Below are 20,458 nucleotides of genomic sequence, written 5' to 3'. Positions count from 1 at the left end.
ACTTTGATGGACTTTAAAGTTGCACTTACTAAATTTTTAAGATGGCGGTATAAATATTTTACGCAAAGTCAGTTTAGGAATATCGCCAGTGCAATCATCGGCCTTTTAGCTGGTTTAGGTGCCGTGACATTGAAAAATCTCACACATTTTATTCAGGTATTGTTGGAAGGCAAATTTGTATTTGAGTTTCATAAGGCCTTTTATTTTGTTTTTCCGATTATCGGACTCTTACTTGTTTTTCTAGTTAAGAAATATGTGATTAGAAAACCAGTTGGGCATGGTATACCATCAACGCTTTATGCCATTTCAAAGCTGAAAAGCATCTTGCCAAGACATCAAATGTGGTCTTCTTTAATTACGGCTCCAATTACCGTTGGTTTTGGGGGCTCTGTTGGATTAGAGGGCCCTACTGTGGCAACAGGTGCTGCCTTGGGTTCTAATTTCGGGAATACATTTCATTTAAATCAAGCAACAAGAACGCTTTTAATTGGTGCCGCAGCCGCTGGTGCGATGTCGTCCATTTTTAAAGCTCCCATTGCCGCCATACTTTTTGCCGTTGAAATATTTAGCTTAGACCTCACATTAGCCTCAATAATTCCATTGATTTTAGCTTCGATTACAGCAATCCTTACGTCCTATTTTTTTTCTGGAAATGACGTACTTTTTCACTTTCAATTACAAGATAAATTTAGGTTAATTGATGTTGGATTTTTTCTTTTATTGGGCGGAATTACAGCATTAACATCCATTTACTTTAGTAAAGTATATTTTTTTGTAGGTGATTTTTTTAAGAAACTCGGCCATCCATTCAAAAGATTGTTAGTCGGTGGAGTCGCTCTTGGTGTAATTGTATATTTTGTACCACCACTTTTTGGTGAAGGATATGAAGTAATCAATAACTTGTTAAAAGATAATTACTCCGGGGTGCTGAAATACAATTTCTTTAACATCCCAACAGACAATTCTGTAATGATACTGATGATGTTATCCGGATTGGTTTTATTAAAAGTGTTTGCTACTTCAATTACTTTTGGAGCAGGTGGTGTAGGCGGTGTTTTTGCACCTACCTTATTTACAGGAAGTATCACAGGATATGTTTTTGCCAAATTTGTAAATTATTTAAATATTTTTGAACATCAACTTTCAAATAGCAATTTTGCTTTGGTAGGTATGGCTGGATTGATGGCAGGAGTGCTGCATGCGCCTTTGACAGCGATCTTCCTAATTGCTGAAATTACCGGAGGATATGAATTATTCGTTCCACTCATGATTGTGGCACTAATCTCGTTTATTATTACGAAAAAATATGTTCCTTTTAATATTTATGCCACTCATTTAGCCGAAAGAGGAGAGCTGATTACACATGATAAAGACAAAGCGGTATTGGCTTTGATGGAATTTGATAAATTAATTGAACAGAATTTTATCAGTCTATCACCAAACATGAAATTCGGAGATATGTTAAAGAATTGTGTGGTCAATTCAAACAGAAATATTTTTCCTGTTGTTGATGATGAAAATAATTTTATCGGAATTGTTTTGTTAGACAACATAAGGTCAAGCATGTTTAATGAAGAATTATATGAAACGACAACTGTTGATGATTTTATGCAAGCGGCTCCTGAAGTGATTAATTATGAGGCCGATAATATGAATGAGGTGATGAAAAAATTTCAAGATAGTGGAGCTTGGAATTTACCTGTTTTAAAAGACGGAAAGTACGAGGGGTTTATCTCTAAATCAAAGTTGTTAACCGCTTACCGTCGTAAATTGATCATGGTTACTTCATAATTTTAAGATATTGAAATAAATCTAAAATGAAATATTTGCTTAGAATAATATTGTTTATTGTGATCTTGCTAATTGCGGGTGGTACAATAATGAATTTCATCAATTCTGGCCAAGGAGAAATTTATATAGGTATTGGTGTTTTGATCTTTGCCTTTATTCTTATGCCATTATTTATTTACCATAGGTACAAGGGAAAGGATTTATCTAAATACAGCATCGATCAATATTTTAGGGAAAATAAACACAATAATCCTGAAAAATAGTATCAATTCAAATTTCTTTTTTCAATAAAGAATCTTTTTAATAAAGTCGAACATTGATCTTCTAAAATCCCTCCTTCAACTCTTGTTTTCGGATGTAAGGTCGTTTTAAAATGTTGGAAACCACGCGTAGGATCTGTGGCGCCAAAAACGATTCTATCTATTTGTGACCAATAACTAGCCCCTGCACACATCTGACAAGGTTCTAGGGTAACAAAAAGGGTGCATTTTTTGAGATATTTTCCTCCTAAATAATCTGCAGCTGCAGTAAAACATTGCATTTCTGCGTGCGCAGTGACATCGCGTAGTGTTTCTGTAAGGTTATGAGCGCGAGCAATAATTTGTTGATTGATTACGATGACTGCCCCAATCGGAACTTCCCCCTTTTCAAAAGCAATTTCTGCCTCAAATAGGGCTTTTTTCATAAAATATTCATCATTAAAAGGCTGTATCATCTAAAAATCTATTTCTTCGGCTTTAAAATTCAATTCAAATTTATCTAAGAAACTTTGAAAAACTTCAGGATTTTTGTTCACATAAAAAGTCTGCTTGCCAGGTGATTCAGTTTCGTTGAGCAGATTTTCTTGTGTTAGAATATTCCTGGTTTGTCTGGCAACAGGTTCACCAGTATCTAAAACCGCAACTTGATAACCGATAATTTCTTTGATCTGCGGAATTAAAAAAGGATAATGTGTACAACCCAATACAACATGGTCTACTTTCATTTCTAGCATTGGATATAAGTATTTTTTTAACAGTAATTCCATTTCTTCTGAATGCATCTTTCCGGCTTCCATTAAAGCTACTATGCCGTTGCCAACTTGTTCTACAACTGTGACCCCTTGGGCAAATTTTTTCGTGTTTTCGTAGAACAATTCACTTGTAAGTGTTCCTTTGGTTGCAAGTATCCCGATTGATTTGGTTTTGGTTTGCAGAGCTGCAGGTTTTATAGCCGGTTGAATGCGGATAAACGGAATCGAATAATGAGCTCTTAATTCTGCCACCGCATTGGTAGAAGCAGTATTACATGCCACTACAATTAATTTGCAACCTTTACTCAGGAGGTATTCTGTATTCTTAAAGCACAAGTCTATAATATCTTGTTTGGATTTTTCTCCGTATGGTGCATTTCTGCTATCGGCCAAATAAATCATATCCTCATTTGGCAAAAGGCGATGAACCTCTCTCCAAACGGTAAGGCCGCCTAGACCAGAATCAAAAATTCCAATGGGTTGTTTATTCATTTATGTCTTAATGGGAATGAAAAAATTCTCCTAACTTCAAAGATAATTGTAGTTTTGTGTTTGTGAAAAAAAATTACCTACAACATATCAACAATCCGGATGATCTCAAAAATTTAAATGTAGATCAACTCAAGGATTTGGCTCAGGAATTAAGAGAGTTTATCATTGATGTTGTTTCGGTAAAAAAAGGACATTTGGGCTCCAGTTTAGGCGTAATTGAATTGACTATAGCACTGCACTATGTATTTGATACCCCAAGGGATTTATTGGTTTGGGATGTGGGTCATCAAGCTTATCCTCATAAAATTTTGACAGGCAGAAGAGAGCTTTTTCACACCAACAGACAGCTCAATGGGATTTCTGGTTTTCCGAGCAGAAAGGAAAGTAAATACGATGCATTTGGCGTTGGTCATGCCTCAACTTCAATTTCAGCTGCCCTTGGAATGGCAATCGCTTCTCGTCTGAGCGGAGATGATAATAAACAGCATATTGCCGTTATAGGAGATGCAAGTATAGCAGGTGGAATGGCTTTTGAAGGATTGAATCATGCAGGAGTAGCAAAATCGAATATCTTAATTGTGCTCAATGACAATGAAATGGGTATCGATCCAAATGTAGGGGCTTTAAAACAATATTTAACATCTGTCAAGTCGGATCAAAAAATGCAGAAAAATATTTTTGAAGCACTCAATTTTTCTTATAACGGACCCATTGATGGACATGATTTGCCTACTTTAATTAAAACCTTAAAAGATCTTAAGCAGCAAAAGGGTCCCAAGTTTTTGCATGTTATTACCAAAAAAGGGAAAGGATTAAAGCAAGCAGAACAAAACCAAGTAACCTATCATGCTCCTGGCAAATTTGACAAGCAAACCGGAGACTTACTTGAATTTGAAGATTTATCTGAGCCACCAAAATTTCAGGATGTTTTTGGCAAAACCTTGGTGGAATTGGCAAAGAAAAACGAAAAAATTATTGGAATTACGGCAGCAATGCCAACGGGGACCTCCATCAAATATATGTTGGAAGAAATACCTGATCGAGCCTTTGATGTGGGGATTGCCGAACAGCATGCCGTTACAATGGCCGCCGGATTGGCTACAGAAGGGTATATCCCTTTTTGCGCCATTTACTCCACTTTTTTGCAAAGAGCCTATGATCAAATTATACACGATATAGCGCTACAAAATTTACCAGTTATTTTTTGCTTAGACCGGGCCGGTTTAGTGGGTGATGATGGTCCTACGCATCACGGTGTTTTTGACATGGCTTTTTTAAGGTTGATCCCAAATATGGTGATTTCAGCTCCGATGAATGAAATTGAATTGCGAAATATTATGTTTACTGCTCAAGAGCAATTATCACATCCTATTGCGATTCGATATCCAAGGGGGAAGGGTTTTTATAAAGATTGGCAAAAACCTTTTTCTATAATTGAGATAGGAAAAGGAAGAATGATACGTGATGGAAAAGATATGGCCGTATTGAGTATTGGCACTATAGGTGAAACCGTTTGTACTGTTTTGGACGATTTAAAGTCGAATAGTATTGCTCATTTCGATATGCGTTTTGTAAAACCTTTGGATAAAAAATTATTGAATTATATTTCAGGCAAATTTGCTAAAATATTGATTATTGAAGAAGGGGTTCTTCAAGGTGGGTTTGGTAGCGCAATTTTAGAATATTATCAAGAGCAAGGACTTACACAATTAAAAATTAAAAGGTTAGGTATTCCCGATGAGTTTATTGAACAAGGCTCTGTAAGCGAATTGTTAGCACTGTTAGGACTTGATTTTAAAGGAATTAAAAAGGAAATAAAGGATTTTTTAAATGATTAAAAGCACTTCGCAAAAGTCGAAATGGGGGAAGGGCCTGGGTCTATTTTTTTCGATTTTATATTTTTCAAGCTCATTTGCACAAATTACAACAACCTATGATTATGGAAATTCTGTAGACACAATTCTACCGGTAACTTCTACCGACACCATAAAAAAAGAAGTCCTGCAAGACCAAAGTATCATAGACTTGATGAATATTGAAAACAACAGTATTCCAGAGCCATATATCAGTTTAAAAAAATCTTTATTAGATTCTCTGTTAAAACCCTTTTATACCTACAGAATAGATTCGGCAGGATTGGATTCTGTGATCCAACCCAAATATAGAATGCGAATTAGACAGGTAAACGGAGATACGCTGTTTGTGCCTTTACCAAAAGAAAGCGAGCACTTGGTTACCAAAAGAATATATCGCTTTCAACCTGTGCAAATAGAACAGCAAGTAAACCAGCAAAATGTTGACCGACTTCAAAAGTTAAATGCTCCGGTTTGGTGGAAAAATGAAGATGTTTTTACTTTAGCCGTAAGCGAAGCTGCCTTTATTAATTGGAACGCCGGAGGTAATAATTCTATCGCAGGTTTAGCAAAACTTTCCATGGTGAGAAAATATCAAAAACTTTTTACACTTTGGAATAATGAACTTTTTCTTAGCTATGGGTTAAACAATACAGAAGAGCGAGGTTTGCGCAAAACAGAAGATAGAATACAATTAAACTCTACTTTTGGTTATCGAAGTGATACAATTTCTCATTGGTATTATTCTGCAAAATTCAATTTTAAAACGCAGTTTACGGACGGTTTCAATTACCCAAATACAGACGATCCTATTTCACGATTTTTTGCGCCGGCCTATTTATTTTTTGGAGCCGGAACAGAATATAATGTCAAAAAGGAAAAATTATCCGTGTATATGTCACCCCTCACCGTAAAATCTACATTTGTTTTCGATGATAAATTATCAGCGGAAGGTGCTTTTGGAGTAGAGCCCGGAGAAAGATCAAGGGTGGAATTTGGTATATTTACGGAAGCCTCATGGGAAACGGAAGTAATGAAAAATGTCACGATGAACAATCGGTTGGGGCTTTATACAGATTATCTAAATGATTTTGGTAATATTGATGTAGATTGGGCAATTGATTTTAAATTAAGTGTGAACAAATGGATCAAAGCTAATTTAGGTGGCCATTTAATATACGACAATGACATTAAGATTAAAGAAGACACTGATGGTGATGGAAATCTTGAAACTTTGGGTCCAAGGGTTCAGTTCAAACAGGTGTTTAATGTTGGACTTTCCCTAAACTTCTAATGTATATCAATTCCTTTTATTTTACGATGTAATTGGATAGCGTAACTATCAGAAAAAGTTGCTACAAAGCTGCATACATGAATAATTCTTTCGTAAAGTGTCGTTTTAATGTCTTTAAATTCATTTGGTAATAGCAAAAATATGAGTTTATCAAAATTGCTTAAGTTTTGCTCATTTGCATGATTAACGGCGGTAATAAAAGTTTCTAATAAATCTGCAATCACCTGGTAACCAGCAATTTCTTTTTCGACTACTTCCTTACTTTGGTAGATTTTCTCTACACTTAAAGTGATGATATCATTGAGCTGAGCTTCATATTTACATTTTTCTAATAATGAACGATGGAATTTGCCATCTAGAATAAGCGCTTCATTATCTATAAAAACCTTAGCGGCTTCTTCTATTAAATTACCAATTGCCAAAGCTCTTAAATAACTGACACGCTCTTTTGTATTTGAAAGTTGGTGATATTTTTTAGTATTGATATTGTCACGCACTAAATTGATTAGATATTCCAAGGCGTAATCTTCAGAAATCCAACCCATATTAATACCATCTTCAAAATCAATGATGGTGTAACAAATATCATCTGCCGCTTCTACCAAAAATGCCAGCGGATGTCTCAGATATGAAATATCTCCATTTTTTCCATTTGAGATCAATCCTAACTCTGAAGCAACTTCTGTAAAAAAATCTTTTTCAGTTTGAAAAAAACCGAACTTCTTATCAGAAATCTGCTGACTGGGTTTCTTGGGTAAAGATTCTTTGGGATATTTGGTAAAGGCGCCGAGTGTGGCATAAGATAAGCGCAAGCCGCCTTCAATGCCGTTTTTAGATTCTGTGAGTATTTTAAAGCCGTTTGCATTTCCTTCAAAATCAATAAGATCTTGCCACTCTTTTTCGTTGAGTTGATCTTTAAAAACTTTACCGTTTCCTGTTTTAAAAAAATCACCAATCGCTTTTTCTCCGCTATGTCCGAAGGGAGGATTTCCAATGTCATGAGAAAGAGCTGCCGCCGCAACGATAGCCCCAAAATCATTCATTTGGTATCCTTTTTCAACCAAATTAGGATATTTAGAAAGCAAAAATTGACCTACTTTGCGCCCGAGTGATCTGGCCACAACAGAAACTTCTAAACTGTGGGTTAATCGGGTATGCACAAAATCTGTTTTTGAAAGAGGAACCACTTGGGTTTTGTCTTGTAGACTTCTAAAAGAATTTGAAAAAATGATTCGGTCATAATCTACTTCAAAACCCAACCTCGTTTCATCCTGCTTATTTCTCAATCTTTTTTGACGATCTCCAAAACGTTTCAACGATAATAAATCTTCCCAATTCATGCTTAAAATTTTTGCTAATATACCATTTGTTCAAAGTTTATCGGACAAATGTATTTGGAAACTGTTTTAACCAATTCATATCAATTACTTAACGCAGGCTTAACTTTTAAAATGGATTTGGATAGTTACTTTGTATAAATTTTTTAGAAATGAAAAAATTATTGTTTTTATTGGCTTTTGGATTGTCAACTTTTGCATTTGCTCAAGAAGTAAAAGTTACCGGTAATGTTATGGATGCAGAGAATGAAAATGCTGCTTTGGCTTTTGCAAGTGTGCGCGTGAAGGAATTGAATATAGAAGTGAATACAGATCTCGAAGGAAATTTTGACTTAGAAATAGTTCCTGGAACCTATACTTTGGTCTACGATTTTGTTGGATATAGCCCCGTTGAAGTAAAAGCTAATATAGTAGAGAAAGACTTGTTGCTTAGTCCTGTTGTCATGAAGGCCTATCAAATAGAGTCGCCACCATCATTAGCGATGAACGAATAAGGAGGAATAATTTACAAACATAAAAAAACCCGAAATTTAAATTTCGGGTTTTCTTTTTATGATCCGCACATCAAACAATCATCAGGATTGTCTTTGGCTTTCAGAATCATATTTTTTAATTCATCGGCTGTAAGTGGCTCCTCTTCTGTTACTTTCTTTTTACTTTCGTTTGATAAAGTAAATTGAATCGCATTTACAGCAGATTTTGTTCTTAAATAATACATTCCTGTTTTAAGTCCTGATTTCCAAGCGTAAAAATGCATTGAAGTGAGTTTTCCATAATCAGGATCTTGTAGGAATAGATTGAGAGATTGAGATTGATCGATAAAATAACCTCTTTGTCTTGCCATATCGATGATATCCTTCATGCTCAATTCCCACACAGTCTTATAGAGGTCTTTGATATCTTGAGGAATACTGTCGATATGTTGGATTGAACCATTTGCACGCATGATTTCCTCTTTCATGTCATTATTCCATAGTCCTAATTTTACAAGGTCTTTAAGTAAATGTTTGTTTACGACGATAAACTCCCCTGAAAGCACGCGTCTTGTATAAATATTAGATGTATAAGGTTCAAAAGCTTCATTATTACCTAGAATTTGCGAAGTAGAGGCTGTTGGCATAGGGGCAACCAATAATGAATTTCTCACACCGAATTCCATAATCTGACTGCGCAGTTTTACCCAATCCCATCTACCACTTAGGTCTTCTTCGCTTATATTCCACAAATTAAACTGGAACAAACCTTGAGATATGGGCGAACCTTTATAAGAAGAATAAGCTCCTTTTTCTTTGGCCAACTCCATAGAAGCTGTCACGGCACCATAATAAATGGTTTCGAAAATTTCTTCGTTCAATTTTTTTGCTTCGTCACTGGTAAATGGCATTCTCAATGCGATGAAGGCATCTGCCAAACCTTGAACTCCCAATCCAACAGGTCGGTGTCTAAAATTAGAATTTTCAGCTTCTTTGACCGGGTAATAGTTTTGATCGATAACCGAGTCTAAGTTTTTGGTCACTTTTTTTACTACTTTGAACAATTTTTTATGGTCAAAAATCAATTTACCTTCTGTGTCTTCAGCAATAAACATCGGCAAAGCGATAGAGGCCAAATTACATACGGCTACTTCGTCTTTCGCGGTGTATTCCAAAATTTCTGTACACAAATTCGATGATCTAATGGTACCTAAATTCTTTTGGTTAGATTTTCTATTGGCTGCATCTTTATAGAGCATGTAGGGTGTTCCGGTTTCAATTTGAGATTCCAGAATTTTTTCCCATAGCTCACGCGCTTTAATCGTTTTTCTCCCTTTTCCCTGTGCTTCATATGAGGTATAGAGTTTTTCAAACTCGTCTCCATAGGTATCATATAAATTGGGACATTCATTTGGACACATCAAGGTCCACGATCCATCTTCCTGAACTCTTTTCATAAAAAGATCTGAAATCCACATCGCATAGAAAAGATCTCTGGCACGCATCTCTTCCTTACCATGGTTCTTTTTTAGATCTAAGAATTGCATGATATCGGCATGCCAAGGTTCCATATAAATAGCGAAAGAACCTTTTCTTTTGCCTCCACCCTGATCTACATATCTCGCTGTGTCATTAAATACGCGCAACATTGGGACAATTCCGTTAGATGTACCATTTGTACCTCGAATATACGAACCCGTTGCACGAACATTGTGGATAGAAAGACCAATGCCTCCTGCCGATTGGGAAATCTTTGCAGTTTGTTTTAACGTATCGTAAATACCGTCTATACTGTCATCTTGCATTTGCAATAAAAAACAAGAAGACATTTGTGGTTTTGGCGTTCCAGCATTGAAAAGGGTAGGAGTGGCATGTGTAAAATAACGCTTACTCATTAACTCATAAGTTTCTATTGCCGCATCTACATCTTCTTTATGAATGCCGATAGATACGCGCATGAGCATATGTTGGGGGCGCTCCACAATTTGACCATTGATTTTTAGCAAGTAAGATCTTTCTAAAGTTTTAAAGCCGAAATAATCGTAACCAAAATCACGGCTGTAAATAATTGTAGAATCGAGTTTATCTTTATGCTCCATGATGATTTTGTAAACATCATCCGCAATCATAGGAGCTTTTTTTCCTGTTCTCGGATTGACATATTCGTACAAATCTGTCACGGTTTGAGAAAAGGATTTTTTTGTGTTCTTGTGTAAGTTGGAAACGGCAATTCGTGCAGCCAAAACTGCATAATCAGGATGTGAGGTAGTTAGTGTAGCAGCAATTTCTGCGGCTAAATTATCTAATTCTGATGTAGTTACTCCTTCATAAATCCCTTCAATCACGCGCATTGCAACTTTAATAGGATCTACTAAATCGTTTAAGCCATAACACAATTTTTTTACTCTCGCAGTGATTTTATCGAACATGATCGGTTCTTGCCTACCGTCTCTCTTAATTACGTACATACTTTTTTTTTAAAAATTACACAAAATAACCTCAGCTGAACAAGTTCAGAGAAAATTTTATTAAGAAGTTATAAAACTTCTATGTTTATAAATACATGTTAAAAATCGGCATCGAATACGATGTTTCCTGTTCCCCCCGATTTTACGCCTGCCTTTTGATATTCAGAAACTCTTTTTTCAAAGAAGTTTGTTTTACCTTCCAAAGAGATCATTTCCATGAAATCGAAAGGATTTTTTACATTATAGACTTTTTCACAACCGTATTCAACCAAAAGTCTGTCGGTTACAAATTCTAAATATTGCGTCATTAATTTTGAATTCATTCCGATTAAGCTAACGGGTAATGATTCAGTTATAAAAGAGCGTTCTATATTTAGTGCATCTACCAAAATCTGAGTAATTCTTTCTTTTGGTACTTTATTTTGAATGTGATTCTGATGTAAAAACACTGCAAAATCTGCGTGTAAACCTTCATCACGATTAATCAATTCATTTGAAAATGTCAATCCAGGTAAAAGTCCTCTTTTTTTCATCCAAAAGATGGCACAGAAACTTCCAGAAAAAAATATGCCTTCAACCGCAGAAAAAGCGATAATTCTTTCGGCAAAGCTGTCACTTTCCACCCATTTTAAAGCCCATTCAGCTTTTTCCTTGATAGCTGGAAATACCTCGATTGCCTTAAACAACTCATTTTTTTCTTTTTCATTTTTGATGTAGGTATCAATAAGCAATGAATATACTTCTGAATGTATATTTTCCATCATCAATTGAAAACCGTAGAAAAATTTTGCTTCGGTATATTGAACTTCGCTAACGAAATTTTCAGCCAAGTTTTCATTTACAATACCATCAGAAGCTGCAAAAAAGGCCAGGATATGCTTTAAAAAATATCTTTCATCATCATTTAACTTATTTTCCCAATCAATTATATCTTGTTCTAAATCAATCTCTTCCGCGGTCCAAAAACTTGCTTCTTGTCTTTTGTACCAATCCCAAATATCTGGATGTTGAATAGGAAAAATAACAAATCGGTCTTTATTGGGTTGCAAAATAGGTTCAATACTAGACATGTTTTTCTAAGGTATATTTGGTTAAAAATGAAATAGAATTTTTGGGGAAAATGATGAGGCAAAGATTTCGATTTAATTCCGGATTTAAAAGATATATTTATTCACACATCGTTAATAACTGAAGCGCTATTGTTTATAAGCCTATTGAAATCCATTAATTATATGGCTTTGGGAAGGATTATAAATAAATAAAGTCTAAAATTGGAAGACTAAATAAATGCATTAGCGATTCATCATATTGCCCAAATTCATTTTTTGATAGTTTTTTAGATCTATCGCTTTCTCTTTCGCATCTATCTGTCTGACAGTCATTTTTGTAATGTCACCTTGCGTATCCTTGCTTAAACCTACCATGGTCATTTCCATCATCATTCCTTTTGCGGCCTCAGGAATGATCAATTTATTCCCTCCTAAAGATTTGTTTAAATTGTAAAACATATTCTTTTTAAATAACTCGAGATCCTGTGTAATCCACATGGTTGTTTTGGCATCAGGCGTTTCAGAAACAAATTCTTCACAGGTATAACCTAAAATCGTTTTGGTATTACCAGTTTGTTTGATGTTTATGGTTTGATCTATAGACTCATCTTCTTCTACCAAATCAGAAATAGATTTCATGGACATGGTTTGCACAATTTTTTGCTCTTCCATAAAAATAAGTATGGCCTCATGTTCTTCATCTAAAATTGTAAAAATTTCGGGCAATTCACCTTCTTGCTTTACTTCATTCATTTTTATTGCGCTTCCAAAATATTGACCGCTATTTGAAAGCCAAAAAGTATTCTCCATTGTGGTTTTTTCTTTTTTATGTGTCGTTTCTAGATCGTAAATAACACGTGTATCAAAACGGTATTGATCTGCTACCGGTATATTCGACCCCTCTAACAATTTCCCCAATTTTTCATTGGTTTGAGACTGATAATTTGGATCTATATTTAACAAACTATCCATTTGTTTATCGGTTTTTTGATAAACTTTTTCGCCAAGTTTATTTAGCACCGATTCTTCAGCAGCTTGTTGAACTTTATTTTTAAGCTTTTTGAGAATTTGACCTTGAATCGAATTTATTTGAAAGAGAAATAAAAATATAAGAAACGGGATGAAAGTGATAATTTTCATAATGGGGGAGTTTAAGGAGAAGTAAATTTAATCAAAAAAAGCCAATATCAATTGTCTTTTTCATTGGTGATAAGGGGAGTGTAAATTTGATGGAAAACGAAGGCTTAGCCTTAAAATCAATTATATTTTATCCGTTATAAAATCTATGGTTTGCTGTACAACCCATAATAGCTCTTTATTTAATTTATCCGAGTGATAGGGGTGAGCAGAATTAAAGGTATGGTTACCGTTTTCTACCAATAAAAGTTCGCTTTTTGGATTCCAATGGTGAAGATTTTTCCCTTCTTCTATTCTCACATTTTCGTCTTCTGTCCCTTGAACAATCAGGTGAGGAATACTGAGCTTTTGCACTGCGTTTTTAATGGTAAGTCGTTCTTCATTTTCTTTGAAGTTTTCATAAAACTGAATGTAATGGGGCATTTTTTGTTTTGTTCTGAGATTTTCTATGTAAGCAACACCATTTGACTTCCAGTTTTCTAATGGCTCCCCTTTTGGAAACCTAACGGCGAAGTCAGAAACACCTGCCCAAGAGACAATGTGACTTACCCTCTTGTCTTCACTGGCTTTAATCGTCGCAATGGCACCTCCTCTTGAATGACCGATTAATGCAATTCTTTTTTCATCGATTTCGTTGGTAAGATCAGGAGATTCCAATAGCCAATCTAATACAGAGGCTACATCGTCTAACTCTTTGATGAAATTATTTTGACCGAATGCCTCTAAGTCCGGAAAGTCTATAGGTTGCTCTACGGTTCCTCCATTATGAGAAAAGTTAAATTTGGCAAAAGTAAAACCTGCAGCAGCAAAATTTTGAGCCACTAAATTCCAAGGCCCCCAATCTTTAAAACCTTTGTATCCATGACAGAAGATAACCAAAGGTTTTTTTTGATTTGATTGCGGGTAAACTAAATCTAATAAAATAGGTCGTTGATGCTTTCCTTTTATTTGAATATTTTCAAGGGTTATCATGTAAAATAGGATTTAATTTCCTTTTCTTCAAAGCGAAATTCAGGATTAAATAATTCTAGAAACAGTAAATCTAATTGGGCTATAAATTCATCAAAATAACTTTGCTCAAGAATGGAATCGTTGAATTTTAAAAAGCCACTGTTAAGTTTTTTAAAGGAATATATTCCGCTTTCCATCTCACCACTAAAGTCGTTGTTATATTTGTAAATATAGGCATAGAACAAAACCTGGAAACATTTGTTGTATTTTTCATCCCTGATTAAAAGATTCCAGTCGTTTATTTTAAGATCAGTTTTAGAGACAGAGCCTGTTTTATAATCAACAATTCTGATCACCTTGTCTTTTTCATCTATTCGATCAACAAATCCTTTTAAAACAATAGTTTTCTTTAAAGGGCCACAGAAGTAATTCAATTTTAATTCCTCTTCTAGAGACAATATTTTAATATTACATCCTGACTCAACTTCCTTTAATTCAGAAAGAACAAATTTTTCGATATATTTTACGGCTACGGTGTAATTAATGAAATTTTGTCCGTTTCTAAAGTCTTCGGCTGAAAAGAATTCTAAAAATTGTTTTTGTACGGCTTTTGGAATCTCAACTAACATTTGTCTTAATCCTTTTACAGTAAGGTTTTTTCCTAGAAATGGCAAATAAAGACTGTACAATGCTTCATGAACTATAGTGCCAAAGGTATTGTGTGCAATATTTTCTTCCAATTCATCTAGCTCTTTAAGTTTTAGTACTTTTTGTTTGTAAAAATCAAGTGGATTTCGAACATAAGAGGTGAGGGCGGAAGGGGAGAAACCCTTTTCTGAGATCTCTTCTAATCTTGAGATTAATTCTGGTGATTTTGCTATTGATTTAAGAGAGATTGAAGCGTTTGAATTATTTGGAGTGATCAATTTTTTGTCAAACGTCAGATTTGGCAATGCTCCTGATTCATGAACGATTTCTAATTGAGTTATAAAATGACTTTGTTCTCCTGCCCCAAAATTTGACGTTGAGGAATTAGTAATGAGATAGGATCTTTTTGCCCTTTGTAAAAGTCTGTAGAAATGATAACCAAAAATTTTGTCTTTTTCTCGATATGTTGGTAGCTGAAAATGAGTTTTTGTTTCAAAAGTTAAAAAACTCTGATCTGTTTTACCGGAGGGCAAAATTCCTTCGTTTAATGAGGTCATTATGACCTCATCGAAATCCAAAACACGCGTTTCTAATACTCCGAGTATTTGTAATCCAGTCAACGGTTCACCTTTAAACGAAATTTTCTCCTGTTTGAGCAATATTTTAAAAATAGCGAAAAGCGATTTTAATCCGTCTATGGCCTTATATTCTGATTGATAAAGGCCTAATTGGCGAAAAATTTGTGTAAATCTCTTTAAATACTCTTTTTCTAAAAGGCTTAAAGTTGTTGATTCCGCGATAAGCTCAATCAATCTTTCAATTCTGGCTATGAAATCTTCAACAGAACTAAATCTGTAAAAGAGAATTGAAAATTCTTCAATGGGTCTTTCTATTAGCCATTTTTGGAGTTCATTTATTGAAACATAGTTTTTGTTGTTTGAAAGGCAATTTTGTTGGAAATCGAATACAGCTTGTTTATCAAACAAATTAGAAAGAGAATGGTGCCCGAGTAGTTGGTAAATATCTTTAAACCTGAAATAGTTGTCTCGGTTGTTTTGATGTAATTTGAAAAAGATTTGAATGAGGTTGCCAAATTCGACATAATTAAGATTCAAGCCCATGGTGATATTGACATTCTTTACTTCTGGCGGTAAAGAATTTAACAACACAGGTAATAGTTTTTCATCGGCTAAAACAATGGCAGTATGGCGATAGTTATTGTGTTTATCTGAAGATTTTTTTAATATTTCTCCAACAAGCTTTATTTGACCTATATCTTGAGGAGTAGCAAGTACTTCAATTTGTTTTGGTTGATTGAAATCTTGGCCTATCCAATCAAAAGAATGATTGTTGTAATATGTCCATTTTCGTTGACTCCTTTGAAAATCACCGATATTAGAATTCAAATAGAATTGGTCATAGTCCCAGTAAATTTTACTTCCGTCAACAGTCAATAATTTTTGAAAAATGGATTCTTCAGCTTTATTCAATGCATTAAACCCGATGAATATATAGGATCTGTTGTTCGAGTTTAAGTAATTATCTAATTTGGTATTTGCTTCTCTATAAAGTAAACCAGCGTATCCTTTCTTTGCCTGTTTTAAAGCGCTGACAAGGCTTCTATAATAGAAGTTAAAGGATTCAACAAACTTGAGATAATTTTGGCTTGCAGAGGGAAGGTTCTCTAATTTAAATGAATTGTCTATTCTAGTTAAATCAGCGAGATAGGAAAAAACCTCTGGAGCATTAGCAAGGTTACTGTCAATTTCGTTAAAATCGGAAAGTAGAATAGATGCCCATTGCATAAATTGCTCAAAACTATCACTTTCTTCTTTTTTGTAATTTTTATAAATAGTATAAAATTCAAAAATTAGACTTAATTGGTCAATTCTTTGAAGGCCCGAAATTTCTTCTATAAGGTTTTCAATGGTTTGTATTTTAGGAAGAATTACTTCTTTTGATAATTGATGAATTAATTCTTTTTGAAAAAAAAGTACAGATCTATTACTTGGCAAAATATAGACTAGACTTGAAAAGTCTTTTCGATTCAATATTTCTTCTTGTACTACATTTGATATAAAGGATTGCATGCTTATAATAGTTTCGAGTACTAAAATAAAAAAAAGCCATCGGTTAGGATGGCTTTATTACTATACTTTAGAAGAGAATTAGTCTCTATCTTGGAAAATATCAACTCTACGGTTGGCTTGTCTTCCTTTGCTAGTTTTGTTATCTCCAATTGGGTTAGAAGAACCGTATCCTACAGCTCTTAATTGTGCAGCTGGGAATCCGTTTTCAATTAAATAATTTCTAACAGCATCTGCACGTTCTTGAGATAATTTATCATTGATCTTAGCACTACCAGTACTATCTGTGTGACCTTCAACTCTAAAGTTTAAAGTTTTGTAATTGGCAAGAATTTCAGTCAATTGCTCTAATCTTACTTTAGTCTCATCAGTAAATGTATATTTACCTGTGTTGAAGTAAATAGCTCTCGCTAAGTCAGTAATTTGTTTTTGAACTTCTTCAGTTACAATTGGACAACCATTATTTTCAGCAGGACCAGCGATATTTGGACATTGGTCATCTTTATCAAGAACGCCGTCACCGTCTGTATCTGGCCAAGGACAACCACTGTTTTCAGCAGGACCAGCTACATTTGGACAATTGTCATCTTTATCTGCAACACCGTCGCCATCAGCATCTGGACATCCGTTTAATGAAGCTAAACCAGCAACATCTGGACATAAATCATCTTTATCTGCAACACCGTCACCATCTCTATCAGGACATCCGTTTAAAGAAGCTAAACCAGCTTCCATAGGACAAGCGTCTTCAGAATCTTGGATACCATCACCGTCAGTATCAGGACAACCGTTGAAAGCTTCGATACCAGCAACATCTGGACAAGCATCATATTTATCATAAATACCGTCACCGTCAGTATCTTTTCCACCAAATTTGAAGGTAACACCTAAAGCGTGTTGCCAATGAGGTAACATAGCATCTTCGTCAAATGAGTGCTTGTACATAGTTTGAACGTTAGCACCAATAAAGTCATTAAACCAGAAGTTCATTCCTAAACCACCGTTAAGAGTTCCGTTTCCTTCTTCATCAATCCAAGTGTAACCTCCACCTACTAATAAATATGGATCAAACCAACCGTGCAAGAAACTCCATCTTACATCTAAATCTAATCCGAAATATGAAAGGTCATTTGTTTTGTAGTCTCCTACTTTGTCAATTTGGTTAAAAGATCCTGCTAAACCTAAAGCAAAACCTGAACCAAGGTAACGACCAACTCTAATTCTTGAAATAACAGAGGCTGTATTCCAGTGATCTTCAACGTTAAAGAAATCATCAAACATGTCACCTAGGTAAGGTGCATTTGGATCAACAGAAAAACCAGGATCTACTCCACCAACCGCATTTGGGTTGAAGTCAGCACCGGTTGGATAAAAATCAACCGCATTGGTACCGATTTCGATAGCCCATGGGTTGTCTTCGTCTTGGGCAATTGCTGTACTAACGCCCGCTACGATCAAAAAAATGAATAGAAAACTTTTAAAATGTTTCATTGTAATTAATTTAAATTAATAATTTTCAGTTTAAAATGGTTTGGTTCTTTAATACTTTACCAATAAACAAATATATAAAAAGTTCATATAATACGCACTTTTGTCTTAAAATATTTGATTATGCTTTAGCTGTACTAAAGGTTTTACAAAAATAATACAATTTTTATTAATAAAATACAGCTCGGTTATCCTCAATTTCTGCATTCTCCTTGATAGAGTTATACACTTGAGCATTTCTTGATTTGAGCTGTCTTTCAAGTATTTGCTTGTTATTCATGTAATTTTCTAGTATTGTTGGGGTGGTTTTCTTGTTTACTTTTACAAAGACGACTCCAGTTTGATCTGTTACCGTATAAGGCTCACTGTTTTCGTTTAATTGAGTAGCAACCCCTGCTACATTTACAAATCTACCTTCGCCAGGTAGAACAGGACTTGCAGGAGACACAGCCATAGCAGACTTCACCTCTGTATTATTTTGTTTTGCAATATCATCAAGTGCACCGTTAGAACGTTCTTTAATAATTTCAACTTTCTTGTCGTTAATTAATTTCGCTCTAACAGCCTGAACTGTTGAGGCAGAATGAGAACCTTTTTTATTGATCTTATTCAACTTAACTACTGCATATCCATTTTCTATGTCAAATCGCTTAACATCATTTTCTTTTGTCCCTTCTTCATACAACCATCTTACAATTTGTCTTTGAGATCCTAAACTTGATACATTGTGGTCAAATTCTTTGAGATTCATCACCGGCATTACAAAATATCCTTTCTCTTTTGCAAGTTCCGTGATGTCTTTACCCGAAGTAAGGTCTGAAGCAAAAGTTTCCGCTTTTTCAAAAAAGTCATTTTCTGTTGCTTCAGAAGGCTCTATTCTTCTGGTAAAAGTAGCGATCTGTACATTTTTTTGTGGATTTTTCTGACCGTCTATTCGGATAATATGATATCCAAATTGTGATTTTACAACACCAACATCACCTACTTTATTTTCGAAAACATAATCTCTAAACTCAGGAATCATGGTTGTATAAACAAACCACCCAAGATCACCTCCTTTTTCACCACTTACTTTATCCGCAGATAATTCTTTGGCAATATTTTCAAATTTAGCCTTATCTGTTTTTACAACGTTAAAAAGGCTATCTGCATAAACTTTTGCATCTTCATCATTCATTGTAACAGTGGGATCTGCTATAGCCGAACCGACAAATGGAATTAAAATATGACTCGCCTTCACAGAATCGGGTAATTGTTTAACTCCTGTTACTTTTGACAACTTGTAAAATCCATTTTCTTTATAAGGTCCGTACACCTTGTTAAGATCCCTGTTAAATAAAGAATCTCTAAGAGTAGGTGTAAGTTTTGTGGAAGTATAAAAATTCTGGTCTAAGGGAGTATCTGAACTGTTCGTGCTAAAAAAATCATTGAGATTAGTCGCTTCAGAAAAACCTGTCAATGTAACCGTAGTTTTAGCAGCATTACTGTATTCTTCTCTATTACTAATCAAATCAATTAGTTCTTGTTTGAGGGCAGCTTCATCTTCTGCGGATGGAGCAACATTAAAACTTACAAATTGAATATCTCTTGAAGCATCTGTGGGGTAATCTTTCGCATGCGCTTTAATATAGGATTTGATATCTCCTTCAGTAATATTTACGAGACTATCTGGTATATTGCTAAATGGAACATAAACATAATCAATATCTACATTTGTATTTTTAAATGTGTAATCTCTTTCAGCTTCTTTTGTTGTGCTTGTCAAACCGGCATTTACAAGTGAATTGTATGTGTTCTGCTCTAAATTGGCTTTCACATTTTTTTCATAATTGAGCCAGTTTAACCAAGCCAATTTATCTTGTTCACTATCGTTTGCACTTTCTTTTAGGGTTGCTACATATTCTTTGAGCTTTTCCTCATCGAACATCCCTACTTCATTCATGAACATCGGACTGTTTTGCAATTGAACTTGTGCGACAATTGCATCCCAAATATCTTTTTCACCAACAACAATACCTGATTTGTCTAATTGTGACTTGTACAATTTTTGTCTTACTAAATTATTCCAAGCGATATCTACATTCATCATTTCATTAGAACGGCCGTTACTTCGAGATCTGATCAGCTCAACCTCCTGAGCAAATTCTTCTCTTGTAATAGGATCACCATTCACTTCACCAATATTTTCTACGTTCTTATTGAAAAGCGGAGAATTACTGTCGAAAATTCCGCTGAGAACAAATGAAAAAAGAGCTAGTGCAATAATGATAATCAAAAAAACCGAACGTTCTCTAATCTTAGATAATACTGCCATTTTCCTTTCTTTAAAATTTAGGCTGCGAAAATACAATATACCTTTTAATAAAAAAAGTAGTTTT

At 34.7% G+C, this 20,458-nt stretch carries 15 protein-coding genes; 5 read left to right on the top strand and 10 right to left on the bottom strand.

From position 1 onward, the window contains the following. Positions 1-6: 6 nt before the first annotated feature. Together ACFQ39_RS04485 and ACFQ39_RS04480 are read left to right on the top strand one after the other, a co-directional pair. On the top strand, positions 7-1,791 hold the full coding sequence (locus ACFQ39_RS04485) for a chloride channel protein (RefSeq protein WP_377176787.1): 1,785 nt from the start codon (positions 7-9) through the stop codon (positions 1,789-1,791). Positions 1,792-1,817: 26 nt separating this feature from the next. After that, positions 1,818-2,054 carry a hypothetical protein gene (locus ACFQ39_RS04480; RefSeq protein WP_377176786.1) on the top strand — a complete coding sequence of 79 codons (237 nt, stop codon included), beginning with the start codon at positions 1,818-1,820 and terminating at the stop codon, positions 2,052-2,054. 2 nt (positions 2,055-2,056) lie between these two features. Here ACFQ39_RS04480 and ACFQ39_RS04475 read toward each other — a convergent pair whose 3' ends face one another. Together ACFQ39_RS04475 and murI are read right to left on the bottom strand one after the other, a co-directional pair. After that, positions 2,057-2,506 (bottom strand): nucleoside deaminase, encoded by a 450-nt coding sequence (locus ACFQ39_RS04475; protein ID WP_377176785.1) that lies wholly within the window; start codon positions 2,504-2,506, stop codon positions 2,057-2,059. After that, complete coding sequence (gene murI, locus ACFQ39_RS04470; protein ID WP_377176784.1) at positions 2,507-3,295, bottom strand: glutamate racemase; 789 nt, start codon at positions 3,293-3,295, stop codon at positions 2,507-2,509. A gap of 62 nt (positions 3,296-3,357) precedes the next feature. Here murI and dxs point away from each other — a divergent pair, with 62 nt between their 5' ends. Continuing rightward, positions 3,358-5,133, top strand: coding sequence for a 1-deoxy-D-xylulose-5-phosphate synthase (gene dxs / locus ACFQ39_RS04465; protein ID WP_377176783.1), 1,776 nt, complete (start codon positions 3,358-3,360; stop codon positions 5,131-5,133). Continuing rightward, positions 5,126-6,442 carry a DUF3078 domain-containing protein gene (locus ACFQ39_RS04460; protein WP_377176782.1) on the top strand — a complete coding sequence of 439 codons (1,317 nt, stop codon included), beginning with the start codon at positions 5,126-5,128 and terminating at the stop codon, positions 6,440-6,442. Before dxs ends, ACFQ39_RS04460 begins: the two co-directional genes overlap by 8 nt. Here the strand turns inward: ACFQ39_RS04460 and ACFQ39_RS04455 are convergent. Continuing rightward, positions 6,439-7,782, bottom strand: coding sequence for a deoxyguanosinetriphosphate triphosphohydrolase (locus ACFQ39_RS04455; protein ID WP_377176781.1), 1,344 nt, complete (start codon positions 7,780-7,782; stop codon positions 6,439-6,441). The two genes, ACFQ39_RS04460 and ACFQ39_RS04455, sit on opposite strands and share 4 nt — an antisense overlap. Positions 7,783-7,931: 149 nt before the next feature. Between ACFQ39_RS04455 and ACFQ39_RS04450 the strand changes: the two genes are divergently transcribed. Then, positions 7,932-8,273, top strand: coding sequence for a carboxypeptidase-like regulatory domain-containing protein (locus tag ACFQ39_RS04450; RefSeq protein ID WP_377176780.1), 342 nt, complete (start codon positions 7,932-7,934; stop codon positions 8,271-8,273). 56 nt (positions 8,274-8,329) lie between these two features. Here ACFQ39_RS04450 and ACFQ39_RS04445 read toward each other — a convergent pair whose 3' ends face one another. The 7 genes from ACFQ39_RS04445 to ACFQ39_RS04415 form a co-directional block, all read right to left on the bottom strand. Beyond that, positions 8,330-10,720 (bottom strand): ribonucleoside-diphosphate reductase subunit alpha, encoded by a 2,391-nt coding sequence (locus ACFQ39_RS04445; protein ID WP_377176779.1) that lies wholly within the window; start codon positions 10,718-10,720, stop codon positions 8,330-8,332. Positions 10,721-10,818: 98 nt separating this feature from the next. Further along, entirely contained in the window at positions 10,819-11,790 is a 972-nt protein-coding gene (locus tag ACFQ39_RS04440) for a ribonucleotide-diphosphate reductase subunit beta (RefSeq protein WP_377176778.1), read from the bottom strand. Positions 11,791-12,012: 222 nt separating this feature from the next. Next, positions 12,013-12,909 (bottom strand): DUF4412 domain-containing protein, encoded by an 897-nt coding sequence (locus ACFQ39_RS04435; protein ID WP_377176777.1) that lies wholly within the window; start codon positions 12,907-12,909, stop codon positions 12,013-12,015. A gap of 120 nt (positions 12,910-13,029) precedes the next feature. Next, complete coding sequence (locus ACFQ39_RS04430; RefSeq protein WP_377176776.1) at positions 13,030-13,878, bottom strand: alpha/beta hydrolase family protein; 849 nt, start codon at positions 13,876-13,878, stop codon at positions 13,030-13,032. Continuing rightward, the gene (locus tag ACFQ39_RS04425) at positions 13,875-16,595 is read right to left on the bottom strand and encodes a PD-(D/E)XK nuclease family protein (RefSeq protein ID WP_377176775.1); all 2,721 of its coding nucleotides are present in this window, start codon (positions 16,593-16,595) and stop codon (positions 13,875-13,877) included. Before ACFQ39_RS04425 ends, ACFQ39_RS04430 begins: the two co-directional genes overlap by 4 nt. Before the next feature lie 78 nt (positions 16,596-16,673). Next, a complete protein-coding gene (locus ACFQ39_RS04420) occupies positions 16,674-18,050 on the bottom strand; it encodes an OmpA family protein (protein ID WP_377176774.1) in 1,377 nt (458 codons plus the stop codon). Positions 18,051-18,249: 199 nt separating this feature from the next. Next, positions 18,250-20,394 (bottom strand): peptidylprolyl isomerase, encoded by a 2,145-nt coding sequence (locus ACFQ39_RS04415; RefSeq protein ID WP_377176773.1) that lies wholly within the window; start codon positions 20,392-20,394, stop codon positions 18,250-18,252. Between the last annotated feature and the right edge of the window lie 64 nt (positions 20,395-20,458).

Source organism: Namhaeicola litoreus (assembly GCF_042679565.1).
GTDB classification, from domain to species: Bacteria; Bacteroidota; Bacteroidia; order Flavobacteriales; family Flavobacteriaceae; genus Namhaeicola; species Namhaeicola litoreus.
Note: the sequence above shows the minus strand (reverse complement) of the source record. Positions and strands in the feature narration are given on the sequence as shown.

Bases quoted from the DNA above. Each gene is read 5' to 3' on its own strand.
- ACFQ39_RS04425 (WP_377176775.1), bottom strand. From the start codon at position 16,595: ATGCAATCCTTTATATCAAATGTAGTACAAGAAGAAATATTGAATCGA.
- ACFQ39_RS04430 (WP_377176776.1), bottom strand. From the start codon at position 13,878: ATGATAACCCTTGAAAATATTCAAATAAAAGGAAAGCATCAACGACCT.
- ACFQ39_RS04435 (WP_377176777.1), bottom strand. From the start codon at position 12,909: ATGAAAATTATCACTTTCATCCCGTTTCTTATATTTTTATTTCTCTTT.
- murI (WP_377176784.1), bottom strand. From the start codon at position 3,295: ATGAATAAACAACCCATTGGAATTTTTGATTCTGGTCTAGGCGGCCTT.
- ACFQ39_RS04475 (WP_377176785.1), bottom strand. From the start codon at position 2,506: ATGATACAGCCTTTTAATGATGAATATTTTATGAAAAAAGCCCTATTT.
- ACFQ39_RS04480 (WP_377176786.1), top strand. From the start codon at position 1,818: ATGAAATATTTGCTTAGAATAATATTGTTTATTGTGATCTTGCTAATT.
- ACFQ39_RS04450 (WP_377176780.1), top strand. From the start codon at position 7,932: ATGAAAAAATTATTGTTTTTATTGGCTTTTGGATTGTCAACTTTTGCA.
- ACFQ39_RS04485 (WP_377176787.1), top strand. From the start codon at position 7: ATGGACTTTAAAGTTGCACTTACTAAATTTTTAAGATGGCGGTATAAA.
- ACFQ39_RS04440 (WP_377176778.1), bottom strand. From the start codon at position 11,790: ATGTCTAGTATTGAACCTATTTTGCAACCCAATAAAGACCGATTTGTT.
- ACFQ39_RS04460 (WP_377176782.1), top strand. From the start codon at position 5,126: ATGATTAAAAGCACTTCGCAAAAGTCGAAATGGGGGAAGGGCCTGGGT.
- ACFQ39_RS04445 (WP_377176779.1), bottom strand. From the start codon at position 10,720: ATGTACGTAATTAAGAGAGACGGTAGGCAAGAACCGATCATGTTCGAT.
- ACFQ39_RS04455 (WP_377176781.1), bottom strand. From the start codon at position 7,782: ATGAATTGGGAAGATTTATTATCGTTGAAACGTTTTGGAGATCGTCAA.
- ACFQ39_RS04415 (WP_377176773.1), bottom strand. From the start codon at position 20,394: ATGGCAGTATTATCTAAGATTAGAGAACGTTCGGTTTTTTTGATTATC.